The 13,295-nt window shown below is 43.3% G+C and carries 12 protein-coding genes; 4 read left to right on the forward strand and 8 right to left on the reverse strand.

Features of this window, described 5'->3' with window-relative positions; translation table 11 throughout:
• The 6 genes from AC0J2F_RS09830 to AC0J2F_RS09855 form a co-directional block, all read right to left on the reverse strand.
• Positions 1-849: a phosphatase PAP2 family protein gene (locus AC0J2F_RS09830; RefSeq protein WP_473007499.1), complete on the reverse strand. Its 849-nt coding sequence runs from the start codon at positions 847-849 to the stop codon at positions 1-3.
• 64 nt (positions 850-913) lie between these two features.
• Positions 914-1,447 carry a hypothetical protein gene (locus tag AC0J2F_RS09835; protein WP_473007500.1) on the reverse strand — a complete coding sequence of 178 codons (534 nt, stop codon included), beginning with the start codon at positions 1,445-1,447 and terminating at the stop codon, positions 914-916.
• Between the two features lie 29 nt (positions 1,448-1,476).
• Entirely contained in the window at positions 1,477-2,091 is a 615-nt protein-coding gene (locus AC0J2F_RS09840) for a deoxynucleoside kinase (protein ID WP_473007501.1), read from the reverse strand.
• 14 nt (positions 2,092-2,105) lie between these two features.
• Entirely contained in the window at positions 2,106-2,876 is a 771-nt protein-coding gene (locus AC0J2F_RS09845; protein ID WP_374957349.1) for a hypothetical protein, read from the reverse strand.
• An 18-nt stretch (positions 2,877-2,894) separates the two neighbouring features.
• Entirely contained in the window at positions 2,895-3,581 is a 687-nt protein-coding gene (locus AC0J2F_RS09850; RefSeq protein WP_473007502.1) for a response regulator transcription factor, read from the reverse strand.
• Positions 3,574-5,049, reverse strand: a complete 1,476-nt coding sequence (locus AC0J2F_RS09855) for a sensor histidine kinase (protein WP_473007503.1) — start codon at positions 5,047-5,049, stop codon at positions 3,574-3,576. Before AC0J2F_RS09855 ends, AC0J2F_RS09850 begins: the two co-directional genes overlap by 8 nt.
• Positions 5,050-5,176: 127 nt before the next feature.
• Between AC0J2F_RS09855 and AC0J2F_RS09860 the strand changes: the two genes are divergently transcribed.
• The 4 genes from AC0J2F_RS09860 (at position 5,177) to AC0J2F_RS09875 (ending at position 10,428) form a co-directional block, all read left to right on the forward strand.
• Complete coding sequence (locus AC0J2F_RS09860) at positions 5,177-6,022, forward strand: GLPGLI family protein (protein WP_473007504.1); 846 nt, start codon at positions 5,177-5,179, stop codon at positions 6,020-6,022.
• A gap of 101 nt (positions 6,023-6,123) precedes the next feature.
• A complete protein-coding gene (locus AC0J2F_RS09865; protein ID WP_473007505.1) occupies positions 6,124-7,017 on the forward strand; it encodes a GLPGLI family protein in 894 nt (297 codons plus the stop codon).
• 34 nt (positions 7,018-7,051) lie between these two features.
• A complete protein-coding gene (locus tag AC0J2F_RS09870; RefSeq protein WP_473007506.1) occupies positions 7,052-9,811 on the forward strand; it encodes a carboxypeptidase regulatory-like domain-containing protein in 2,760 nt (919 codons plus the stop codon).
• Between the two features lie 80 nt (positions 9,812-9,891).
• On the forward strand, positions 9,892-10,428 hold the full coding sequence (locus AC0J2F_RS09875; protein ID WP_473007507.1) for a hypothetical protein: 537 nt from the start codon (positions 9,892-9,894) through the stop codon (positions 10,426-10,428).
• Between the two features lie 46 nt (positions 10,429-10,474).
• Here the strand turns inward: AC0J2F_RS09875 and AC0J2F_RS09880 are convergent, their stop codons facing one another.
• Both AC0J2F_RS09880 and metK read right to left on the reverse strand, forming a co-directional pair.
• A complete protein-coding gene (locus AC0J2F_RS09880) occupies positions 10,475-11,959 on the reverse strand; it encodes a vanadium-dependent haloperoxidase (protein WP_374959154.1) in 1,485 nt (494 codons plus the stop codon).
• A gap of 46 nt (positions 11,960-12,005) precedes the next feature.
• Positions 12,006-13,262: a methionine adenosyltransferase gene (gene metK, locus AC0J2F_RS09885; RefSeq protein WP_473007508.1), complete on the reverse strand. Its 1,257-nt coding sequence runs from the start codon at positions 13,260-13,262 to the stop codon at positions 12,006-12,008.
• Positions 13,263-13,295: the final 33 nt, after the last annotated feature.

Consider the following 13,295-nt stretch of genomic DNA (forward strand, 5'->3'; position numbering starts at 1 on the left):
TTAAAATGTTCCTATCAAACCAACGGTAGAGGGTCCGGTGATGAAACGCCAACTTATCCTATTGCGATTCTTGTAGGTGTTCTCGTAGCGTTTACTGCCAAATAAGAAATTGTCTACACTGTCTACAACGGCAATGCTTATGGCTGCTCCCAAAACAATGTCTGATACCCAATGGGCATCGTCCCAAAGTCGCGAAATAGGAGCAATACTCCCTAAGGCATAAATACCAGACTTTACCCAAAAGTTGTCAAATTGTTTCGCTATGGAATGCGCCATAGAGATAGACAAGATCGTGTGTCCTGAAGGGAAGGAGTGGTATCTGGCTGTACCTTTAAAGGGTTCAAATTCAAAAGGGCCGGTAAAATCATCAGGGCGTGCGCGACCAACTGCTGTCTTAAAGAAGGTTTGAAAGAGTCCAGAGGTTGCTGCGGAGGCAATAATGAGCACTCCGGTTTTACGCACCTTCTCATTTTTGGTCAAGAGTCCGAAGCCATAAATCCCTCCGGAAACCATAAAGAAGTTCTGCGGACTGCCAAAGTACCATCCAAATTCCTTTAATACTCCCGGTGCTTTGGGTTCTTGTTCGACAAAATAATTCCGGGCAGATTGATCAAGCGCCGTGAACATAGAGGTTACCGTAAGCACACTGACAGCAGTCAAGTAGTTATCTCCTTGCCATCTAACAGGAGCCGTTATGCTGTGTTTAAAACCTCCAAAGGCGCTTTTTGCGTCGTATTTAAAGGTCTGCCAAATATTGGCGTCGGCTTGTAGTGTATCTAGCGAGGATCGTTGCGCTAGACCATACTGACTCAGCAGGAATATAAATAAGGGTAATACGATTCTATGCATGTAAATAGGACGTAGGTAAACACGATTCTTTACACACAAAATAAGCTATTTGCCTATGTTTTGTTTATCTGGAAAAAGTGGCCACAAATACGGCATCTACCTCGCCTGTGCCAACAGGGGTGTCTAGCATCTCTGTTTGTTCAATGCGCAAGCGCAAGCTATCTTCTGTTAAAAGTTCTACAGTTATAGTAGCATCCTGATCATCTGCAGTTCCAGTTATAACTAGGGTATTGTCAGATAAAGTCCACATGCCGTCACCAATTAGATCAAGATTCTCTAATGTTTCCGTTTCACTCACTCCTAAGAAAGTAGTAGTGACTGTCATTGAAAATTGCCCGTCCGAGGTTACGGTATTTGGGTCTTCAGAGAAGGTGATGGTGGCATCAATATCGAAACCTTCGCCTTCTTGGGTCGCTGTGACCGGAAGACCTTCTACTGTTGTAGTGATGGTAGAGTCGAAATCTATGGTCTCTGCCGTCCATGTACCTGCCAAAGAGGCTTCAACTTCTTCTTGTGTAGTGTTACTGTCGTCATCTGAGCTGCAAGCGATATACATAGGTGCAAGCAGCAAAAGGGCTAACAATTTTAAATTTTTCATGATCGATCTGGGTTAAATTAAATATGTTTTTAGAATAATCCATGAAGTTCCGCGTCAATGCGATTGATCACATTTCCTAGGTCTTCTGGCTCATCTACAAAGTTCAAAGTATCTACGTCAAAGATCAGTAGGTTGCTCTTATCGTAGTCGTGTATCCAAGCTTCATAACGTTCGTTGAGTCGGCTTAGGTAATCTATGCTGATGGAATTCTCATATTCACGACCACGCTTGTGGATCTGGCTCACCAAATTCGGGATCGAGCTTCGCAAATAGATCAAAAGATCTGGTGCTTCGGTCACACTTTCCATAAGGTCAAAGAGTGAACGGTAGTTCTCGTAGTCGCGATTGGTCATTAGCCCCATAGCGTGTAAGTTGGGAGCAAATATGTAGGCATCCTCATAAATGGTGCGATCCTGAATGTAATCCTTGCCACTTTCTCGTATGTCTACGATTTGTCTAAATCGACTGTTTAAAAAGTAGATCTGCAGGTTGAATGACCAGCGCTCCATCTGGTTGTAAAAATCATCCAGATAGGGATTGTCTTCCACATCTTCGAAATGGGGTTGCCATTTGTAGTGTTTGGCCAATAATTTGGTGAGCGTAGTCTTTCCTGAGCCTATGTTTCCGGCTATCGCAACATGCATAAAATGAGGATTCTTTAGGGTTTGGTTAGCTTGAAGGAGTACACGAAATCTCCATCGTAAATATACAGGATTTCTGAACTTAGTTGCAAGTCTTTCACGGCTATTTTTACGCCTTCCACTCGCGGTTTAAACTCGCCTTCGGAAGCCTCGGTAAAGTAAATAGTTCCGGCTTTGTCCAAGGCCAATACACCTCTGGGTGAAGAGGTCCACAATCGCGTATAGCCCGGATTGTCGTAGCTGCGCAAAATACTCCCGTAAACATTATAGGTAATGACCTCTTCTTCTGTAAGGATATGGCAAAAATTAAAATCACTCGCTGTAGAAAGCAAATTGCCTTGAATAGGCTGAGAGATGATACTGCGTTTGCCAGAGCGATAGTTATAGAGCTCCAGTTGCTGTGCATCTTTATTAAAAACCCAAACACTGTTGTTGTTGGCCATGCGAACTGTCTCAATATTCAAATAGTCTTCCACTTGGTTGAAGTTGATCCGTTCTATTTCGTTCAAGGTGTTGTCCAAAAAGACCACAATGTTGAAATCGGCGTAATAGACCAAGATTCTCAAAGGGTTTATAATGTCTACTTCGGTAATACTGCCTAGGGTAAAATCGGCATAGTTCCATCTATCTTTATCGCTGGTCTTGATCAGTGCATTATTGACTAAAAAATAGGTGTTCTTATAAGAGTCTACCCCTATAAAACGATCGGCGTCCAAAGGCATTTTATCCTTTAGCTTGAGTTGTCCAAAGGCCATGACTGGTAAGAGTAGGAAAAGCAACAGCTTCATGCTGTCAAGATACAAAAACTAATCGCAAATCAGCTTGTATCCGAAGCCGCGCACATTGACAATCTGCAAGGAGGAATCGGCCTTTAATTTCTTGCGTAAATTAGAGATGAACACATCCATAGAGCGGGCGTTGAAAAAGTCGTCGCTGCCCCAAAGTTTTTTAAGAATGAACGAGCGATCCAGCAATTGATTCTTGTTGGCACAGAGGTGAAACAACAATTCACTTTCTCGGTGGGTGAGTTTTACCGCGGTCTTGTCCTTATACTGCAACTCTTGCCGGTTGGCATTGAAGTTAAAATCGCCCAGAGTGAAATTGGTATTCTTGCTCGGTGCATCGTTTTGTTTTAGCGCGTTTTTAATGCGAACTATCAGCTCTTCCATAGAAAAGGGCTTTTTTAAATAGTCGTTACCACCTAAGTTGAAACCGTTGACCACATCTTCGGTCTGTGATTTTGCCGTAAGAAAGATTATGGGCGTTTGCGAATCTTCTGCTCGGATCTCTTTGGCCAAGGTAAAGCCATCTTTTACGGGCATCATTACATCTAAAACCAATAGTTCTGGTTTTTCTAAAGCGTACGCCTTTAAGGCATCGTCACCATTAGTGCAGAGGGTTACCTTGAACTCTCTGGTTTCCAGGCTTTCTTTGATGATCTGTCCCAGAGCCGGTTCGTCTTCTGCCAGCAAGATGTGTATCGCTTTATTCATGAGGGATCGATAGGGTAAAAGTAGTTCCGTCTTTGGTGGATACACTTATTTGTCCACCGTGTTTTTCTATGATGTTCTTAGCGTAATACAGGCCAATGCCAAAACCTTTAATATCGTGGGTGTCGCCTTTAGGAACGCGGTAGAATTTCTCAAAAATGCGTTGGCTCTGCGCTTTGGTCAAACCATTCCCGTTGTCGTGAACAGCTATTTTTGCTGCGGAGGCATCCGAAGTAATATTCAAGCTTATCGTATCTCCTCCGTATTTGAGTGCATTGTCAATAAGGGTATTAATCACATTCTCTAAATGGAAGGGATCAACATTAACGGCTAAGCTTTCTGGCGCTGCATTAAGGCTGATGCGCTTATTGCTTCCAACATAGGCTTCGGGTAATACCGCCAAGCGTTTGCAAAGTGTAACCAGGTCCAACTCTTCCTTATTCAATACTAAAGCATTGCTATCTAAAGTAGCTGTTTCTAAAAGCTTCTCTACCATGCCAGACAGCTTTTTGACCTGCTCTTGAGACATGGCTGCATACTTTTTACTCTTCTCGGGATCGTTGTCTGTGTTGAACTTCTGAATTCCTTCTAAGGCAACACCAATAGTTGCCAAGGGTGTTTTGAACTCATGGGTAATGTTGGAGATCAGATCGTTCTTGATCTCTGCCAATTGTTTTTGCTCACGAATTATTTTGAGCAAATACAGCAGACAACCTATTATACAGGCCACAAAGATGAGCGAGAGTCCTAAACTCACGCCATTGCGATGTAAAATAAGTGGCGTGGTATTCTTGAAATACAGATCTAAGGTCGCGTCTGCCAATAAGAAATTAGACTTGGCCTTTAGTGTTTGTGCTGCATCATTAGCAGAAAGTTTACCAAAGTGCTGTTTCTCTGCCCAAGGTGCTTGGTATTCCAAGCCATAGTCTATCCAAAGTTCGCGCTGGTGGAGCTCTTCGTGAAATAATGAATCTAAGACAGGCAGCGACATTTGATCCTCAGCAAAAGAGATCACAATTTTGTTGGTCAGAAGTTCAAAGGGGCGTCTGCCCAAACGGCTAAAGAAGCTGCGTAGGGTGTCTCTTATTTTAAGTTGAGGGCGCTCATTGGCTACGGAGTCTATAATACTGACGGCGGTAAAACTCGATCCGTTTAAAGAATCGGTGAGTTCAAAATGTTGAATAGTACCTCCAGAAATACTGTCTATAAACTCCCATCGGTCTGGAAAGTTAAAGGAAGGGTTGTCTATACTTACCGTTAAGGTATCACTAGCAAAAAGCATACTTTGCTTTTGAGCGAGTTGGGTGAAATAATCGTCGACTGCTTTATTGAGACTGACCTGCACGTCAGAGATCAACTCTTTTTGTTCTGCCTTAAAACTGCGATAAAACCAGTATCCCTGCAGGCAAAGCGTGAGCGCAATTGCCGCGATGATAAAATAGAGTATGCCTTTGTATTTTGTTGGCTTCATGGTCCAAAAGTAGGTGTAATAGGAGGCATTTTCCAAATTGCTTAACAGTGCTTAACAATGCTTAACTTGGCTTAATATTAGGTTTGTGCATCTTTGTGGTGTCATCAAAACAAAAAATAGAACAACTATGAAGACTCTCGTTTACCTTTCATTGGCATTGACCTTTTTTATTGGAAGCGTGCATGCCCAGGACTTTCAAGGAATAGCCACTTACAAGACCCAGCGCAAGTTGGATATCAAATTAGACAGCACCCAGGTTTCTTCTGAAATGCAAGAGCAATTGCTGGCTATGATGAAGAAACAGTTCGAAAAGGAATACACTTTAGACTTTAATAAAGATGCCTCTTTATACAAGGTGGTGGAATCGCTCGAGACACCAACGGTGAGTGGCGGAGGCATGCAGATCGTTGTAGCCGGAGCCGGAGAGGCAGATGTGCTCTACAAGAACATTTCCGAGAATCGTTTAGCGAACAAAAGTGACATCTTTGGAAAAAGCTTTCTGATCAAAGATTCTTTGCCTAATCTAGAATGGACGCTCACCAAAGAGACCAAGAATATTGGGGAGTACACTTGCTTTAAAGCTACCAGAACTGAAACCCGTACGGTTCAGTCCTCTTTTAGTAGTAACGAAGAAGAAGGTACCGAGGCTAGTAGCGAAACCACAGAAGAGGAAATTACCATTACGGCCTGGTACACTCCGCAGATTCCTCTAGGGCACGGACCCGGGAGACACCACGGTTTGCCTGGCTTAATTTTAGAGATCTCTGACGGTACACAAAGCATACTTTGCAGCAAGATCGTTCTCAATCCTAAAGATGGTGTGAAAGTAGAAGAGCCGACCAAAGGCAAAGAAGTTACACAGGAGGAGTATAACGCTATCATGCAAGAGAAAATGAAAGAAATGCAAGAGCGTTATCAGCCAGACAATCGCCGTGGCAACGGAAACAGTTTTGAGATCAGAATTGGCGGTTAGTGAAATTTAACAAAGCTTTAGTAAACCTCTTGGGCTGCTACGAGTCTAAAGGCTTTAAATTAGCTTAGCTTTTCAACACTAAACTGTTAATTTTCAAGGAAATGAAAAAACTACTACCCCTAATGTTGATGCTTTTGAGTATCACCATGAGCGCTCAGGAATTCAGCGGAAAGGCCTACTACCAATCAAAAACTACCGTAGATATGGATTGGGGCGGTCGCGAAATGACCGAGGAGATGAAAAAGATGATCGCTGAGCGTATGCGAAAATATCTGGAAAAGACCTATGTGCTTTCCTTTAACGGGCAAGAATCCATATACAAAGAAGAAGAGGTTCTAGAAACCGATGCAAATGGAGGTAGTCGTTGGATGGGGATGATGATGGGCAGCTTTACACCGGGAGATCAATACAAGAATTTGGAGACTGGTCAATTGGTGCAGGAGCAAGAGTTCTATGGTAAACAATTCTTGATCCAGGACGAAATTGCCAATTTGGAATGGGAAGAGACCAAGGAGTCTAAAATGATCGGACAATATCTGGCCATCAAAGTCACCGCGGTAAAAAAGATAGACGAAAACGACTGGAGTATGGCTCGCCGGAGAGGCGGAAGAGATCGCGGAGAAAATGCCGACCAAGAAAAGGCAAAGGACTCCACCGATACTGCCAATGCCGATGATGACCCAATGAGTCAGATCGAGATTCCTAAGGAGGTCATTGTAACTGCATGGTATACACCCATGATCCCAGTAAAACACGGACCAGGAGAATATGGCGGATTGCCGGGGCTAATCTTAGAGCTCAATGTTTATAGAACCACTATTCTCTGTTCTAAAATTGTAATGAATCCAGAAGACCCAATCGAGATCAAGGCACCATCTAAAGGGAAAGTCGTGACTCGCGAGGAATACCAAAAGATCGTAGCCGATAAAATGGAAGAAATGCGCGAAATGTGGGGCCGTGGACGCGGTGGCAGTCGCGGAGGATTCCGAGGTTAATCAATCAATCAATCAAAATACAGTGCAGCCAACCATGAAGAAATTACTCTTTATAAGTATCCTATTGTCTTTATTTAGCTTTGACGCGGACGCCCAGAGCATTAAACTAAGAGGGGTAATCAAAGACTCTATCGGAGAACCTTTGGAACTCGCAAACATTATCGCTACCATTAAAGAAACAGGCGAGATTGAGTCTTACGCCATAACCAATTACGAAGGGCGCTATCAATTAGATTTACCGACTAACAATACCTACACGCTAAAGGCTAGCTTTTTAGGCTTAGAGACAGTGGAGTTCGATTTGAATGTGGCGGAAGGGGCTTCGGACATGACCCGAGACGTAACCTTGAACCCAGCACCCAATCAATTGGATGGGGTAGAGATAGTCTACGAGATGCCAGTTACGGTAAAGGGCGATACTATTGTCTATAATGCAGATTCCTTTACCACAGGGAACGAACGCAAATTAGAAGACGTGATGAAACAGCTCCCTGGAGTTGAGGTCAATGACGATGGGGAGATAGAAATAGAGGGCAAGGCTGTTACCAAAGTAATGGTGGAAGGAAAGGACTTCTTTGATGGAGATTCTAAACTTGCCACCAAAAATATCCCTGCAGATGCTGTAGATAAGGTTGAGGTTCTAAGAAATTACAATGAGGTGGACCAGATGCGTGGGCTGGGTAATGATCAGGATAACATCGCCATAAATATCAAACTCAAAGAAGGGAAAAAGAACTTCTGGTTTGGGGAGGTTTCTGGTGGAATCGGCTTTGATAGTAATGAGAAAGAACGCTATTTGGTATATCCGAAGTTGTTCTACTACAGTCCGGATTACAGTGTGAACATAATCACAGACTTCAATGATATTGGACAAGTACCTTTCACATTTAGAGACTATTTCAACTTTACAGGCGGTTTTAGAAATTTCAATCGCGGTGGAGGTACTAATTTCAACATCAATACAGGTGACTTAGGGTTTGCAGTGGGGCAGAATAACCGCGCCAATGCCATCGAGACATCCTTCTTGGCGGCGAACTTTAGTTGGAACGCCAGCAAGTCATTAGACATCAGTGGTTTTTCTATCCTCTCGGATAACAGAACCAGCTATATCACCAATACGATCCGCAATTATGTGGCTACAGGAATTACTGAGACTACAAACAATATCAACGATCAGCGCACCCAGTTGGGGATGCTCAAGATGAGTGCTATTTACAAGCCAAACTCGAACTTTCAGTTGGATTATGATGTGCTTGGAAAGACCTCTGACCAAAGTGAGGTTAGCGCTATCGTCTCCACAGTAAACAACAATCCGAACGAGATCAACGAGGATGAGAATACCACGCCTTTCTCTATAAATCAAAACATCAATGCCTATTACACCTTAGATGAGAACAACATCTTTGCTGGGCAGCTGCAGCATTTATATCAAGACGAGGATCCTTTTTACAGTGTGATCCAAGATTCGATTCCGTTTAGAGGAGTCTTTACGCGGGTAAATCCAGCAGCGCCTTTTGATAGTTCGCAAGATACTTTTGACCCGCTGCAGCGCATGGATCGTTACGATGTGAATCAGCAGCGACGCATCAAGACCAACAAATTAGACGCCAAGGTAGATTACTACTACGTGATCAACAATAAAAGCAATGTGAATATCAATGTTGGGGCGACTTTGAGCCGTCAAGATTTCAATTCGGGGATCTTCCAAGAATTTATGTTCACTGGGCCGCCATCTGCTTTTGAGGACGATGAGTTCAACAACGACGTGACCTTTAACTTCAGCGATTACTTTTTAGGTGTAAACTACAAGTTCAAAACGGGAATATTCACTTTTACCCCAGGAGCAACTTTGCATAATTATCGCGTTAAGAGCGAGCAGTTGGGAAGCGTTTCAGAGAATAACGAATGGCTCGTCTTACCAAACTTCAACGCCATAGTGGAGCTTAAAAAGAGCGAGAACATTCGCCTTAATTATTCTATACAAGCGCAGTATACAGACGTGAACAATTTTGCCGAAGGCTACATCTTTAACAATTACAACCGTTTGTTTAGAGGTAACCGCAATTTGGAGAACGCCTTTGTGCACAATTACAATCTGACCTATTTCAGCTTCAATATGTTCAACTACACCAATGTCAGTGCGAACATCAATTATACGCGCCGTATTGAAGCCATTAAGAACAATACCCAGTTGGCAGGTATTACTCAGGTTTCTAATCCTATCAACTTGGACAGCAATTTTGCAGACGAGACTCTCTCTGCCTTTGCAAGATTCACCAAGAACATCAAACGCCTGCGCTTTGCTGTGGGTGGAAACGTGAGTTGGGGGAAATTCAACAACATCATTAACGAGGACATTCGCGAGAGTATCAACTTTACCCAGAGCTATAACGGTAGTTTGAGAACCAGCTTCCGCGAATGGCCAAATATTGAATTGGGGTATCGTTTAACGCTCAACAACTATGACAATGCAGGGGTGGAGTCTACCTTTACTACCCACCAACCGTTCGTGAACTTTGACGCCGTATTCTTGCAGAATTTCACTTTTAATGCTGAGTGGAGTTACTTCAACTATACCGATGCAGCAGGAACCATTGAGAACACCTATTCGTTCTTAGATGCTAACCTGTATTACCGAGAAAAAGACAGCAAGTGGGAATATCAGTTGCAGGCCACCAACCTTTTGGATGTGGACTTTTTAAACAACGACAGCTTTAATGAAAACTTCAACAACACCTCGCAGTTCTTTGTGCTGCCTCGAATAGTGATGTTGATAGTCCGTTACGAGCTGTAGTGTGATTGATGCAATGAAATAGAAAAGGGAGCGCTAAATGGGCTCCCTTTATTGGTTTGATTCTTGATGAACTGAAGGACATGAAAAAGCTAATAATTGTAATCTCGGTATTGTATTGTGAAGTCTTGTTTGCTCAGGTTAAGACATCTAGGATACTGTATGTGAATGAGTCAAATATTGAACTGTGGCTGAATAGCCAAACGACTTACTCATCAGGCTCTCAGCCCAGCGAAGATGGTTTTGGTCTAGAGCTTAATTCCTTGCATGGAATCAATATATTTGGGGTTATTTCAATTACTGCTGGTCCTGGAATTGCGTTTAACTTTGGGGAACAACAGCAGGCATTACCAATAGTGGGTCAAGTCAAATGGTCTTTGAATAGGTTTGATCGAGAAGGTCCATTCATTGTGCTGAACGCGGGAAGGAATCTTGTTCTTGGTAATTTTCGACCAGGTAGTTCTGCTAAATTGGGTGTGGGGTGGACTTTCAAAACCACTCAAGGCTTACAGTATGATTTAGGCTTTTTTAGAAAGTCCAAAGAATTCACTCTAAATGAATCCAATAATTTCAATCTACAAACAGAATCTCTAGGAATATTCTTCGGAATAAGATTATAAGCGCGTTATTACAAAAAAAAGGAGCTCTAACGGGCTCCCTTTTTTGTTATTCTCCAATCGGTTCTCCGATATGTTTTTTATAGAACTTCCAGACATGGTGGGCCACATCTCGGCCAAGTTCGAGTCCGGCGACATTGTCTGCTTGTATGTGATACCCGCCTAAAACTCGAGAAATTCCAGCCATTTCTGCTGTTTCTGTAAAAGTTGGAAATTCTAAAGTAACGGTATCTCCTAAATGTTCAGGCTCTGTCATCGCTCCGGCTACAAGCTCTACAGAGCTCCCGAATTCATCGCTTCCTGTCCAAAGTTTAAGTGCCTCGCCACATCCTCCACTAATGGTACTGTGACCGGAAACATAGCTTGGAAAAGGAGGGCATAAAAATGTTTCTGGTGAGTATGGACGCCATTGTGAACCGTCCATTTCTATCATGCCTTGGCCTTCGCCTCCCCAGGCTTTGATCTTTTGTTGATCGTAATACTTATGAACCAAAGCATAAGGTCTGGCATAGTCGTAGAACATTTTAGAATCCCATGAAGCTATAAAACCATCCATGGCCACGACTTGGTTGTAGAAGTACATTTTTACATCCTCATCTAGGGTGTGTTGATCTCTTACGGAGATTTCTTGGGCGAACTTGAACCAATGGCCTGCTTGTTGCACAGACTGCGGTCCATCTCGCATAAATTCTACTAAAGCCTTCTGATAATCGGTAAGCCCTGCTTGCATTTCAATGACTTCTTTCACTTCTTCTTCCAATTGATCTGATCCGATCATTGGTGGTGGTCCAGGTCTATATTGACTGGCGGAATCTAAAGCAATAGGAGTTACTAACTGCCAGTAAGGAGTAAGGCATTCTGGAGCATATCGACCGCCTTGACCATCGGCGAAATATTTTGGTTGCCAACGATTCGGGTCCACATTCTTGTCTGCGGAGTTTACAGGTTGATAGCCGGTATAATTAAAATAAGGATTACCGGCAGAGCCATCTTCCTCGCCGTATTGGTTGGCACCATCATTTTTTCGCGCCTCTATCACGGCCTTTGCAGCTAAATTTCCAATTCCTTCTGGTGTGGTCGGATCCATGGACATATTGTCTGGATCCATGCCTAACTCGCGCATATAATCATTGAAAATTTCACTATCTGAATAGTAGTATTCGTTCAGCGTGCGTAAAGCGGCATAACTAATGGCAATTTCTTTATTCTTTAAGTTGCGCTGCGCTTCTGGCACCCGCTCAACGCCGTTAAGATATACGGGAATAGCTTTGTCGTCATAACGAGACCAAGCATCAAATACCGCTACTTGAATCAATCCGAGATAACGTGAGGTAATGGTTGGACGTGGTTTAAAGCGTTCGGTATCATAGGCGGTGCCTAGAATTGCCATTTGTCCCCATTTATAAGCTAAATTGTCTTTTCCCTTGGGTTGTGCGGATTCTTGAGTGCTAATGTTGTTGTCGGTCTGGGAAGAGTTCTCCTTGCAGCTCGAAACAAGAATGATCAGCACAAGTGCTAAAAGTTTCTGTTTCATAAAATTATGTTTGCGATTAGTCGATCTCGGCAAACATATAAAAATCTTATAAATTAAAAGCTGATTTTACTTCTTGCAGGTAATCTAATTTTTCCCAGGTAAACAATTCTACTGTCTTTTCAACGCGTCCGGAGTATGGGCTTTCAAAGATCTTATGGACTGTTTCTGGCTTGCGACCCATATGTCCGTAGGCAGCAGTTTCAGAATACATAGGGCTACGCAATTTTAGTCGGCTTTCAATAGCCGCTGGGCGCATATCGAAGATTTCGGTAACTTTTTCAGCTATTTCACCATCTGACATGGCTACTTGGGCAGTACCATAGGTGTCTACAAAAATAGAGGTTGGCTCTACTACGCCAATGGCATAAGACACTTGGACCAAAACTTCCTTAGCGACTCCTGCAGCAACTAAGTTTTTGGCAATGTGTCTGGCAGCGTATGCGGCAGAGCGGTCTACCTTAGACGGGTCCTTTCCGCTAAATGCTCCACCCCCGTGAGCGCCTTTACCGCCATAGGTGTCCACAATGATCTTACGGCCAGTAAGTCCCGTATCACCGTGTGGGCCACCAATAACAAATTTCCCAGTAGGGTTGATATGGTATTTAATATCGTCGTTAAAAAGCGCCTGAGCATAAGTCGGCAATTTGCTTTTCACTCTAGGGATCAAGATCTCAATGAGGTCTTTTTTGATTTTGGCCAGCATGCGGTCGTCGTCGCTGTCAAAATCGTCGTGCTGGGTAGAAATCACTATGGCGTCAATGCGCTGAGGTGTGTTGTCGTCACTGTATTCTATGGTGACTTGACTCTTGCTGTCTGGACGCAGGTAAGTGATTTGATCGTTTTCTCTGCGGATGGCAGCCAGTTCCTGTAAAATAGAGTGAGAGATCTCTAGCGCCAAAGGCATATAGTTTTCGGTCTCGCTGGTGGCATAGCCAAACATCATTCCTTGGTCTCCGGCACCTTGCTCTTCTTTGCTAGCGCGGTCAACTCCTTGGTTAATGTCCTGAGATTGCTCGTGGATCAATGAGATCACTCCGCAGGAATCACCACTAAACTTATAAGCGCCTTTGGTGTAACCGATCTTGTTGATCACTTCTCGGGCTATTTGCTGTACGTCCAAATAGGTATTGCTCTTCACTTCACCAGCCAAGACCACTTGTCCGGTGGTCACTAGAGTTTCACAAGCCACTTTGGCTTCAGGATCAAAAGCTAGAAAATGGTCTAGCAATGCATCGCTGATCTGATCGGAAATTTTATCTGGGTGTCCTTCTGATACGCTTTCAGAGGTAAATAAATAGGCCATAAACAGGAATATTCTCGTGTCTGTATTGCGCTC

The organism is Gilvibacter sp. CC01, from assembly GCF_055755295.1.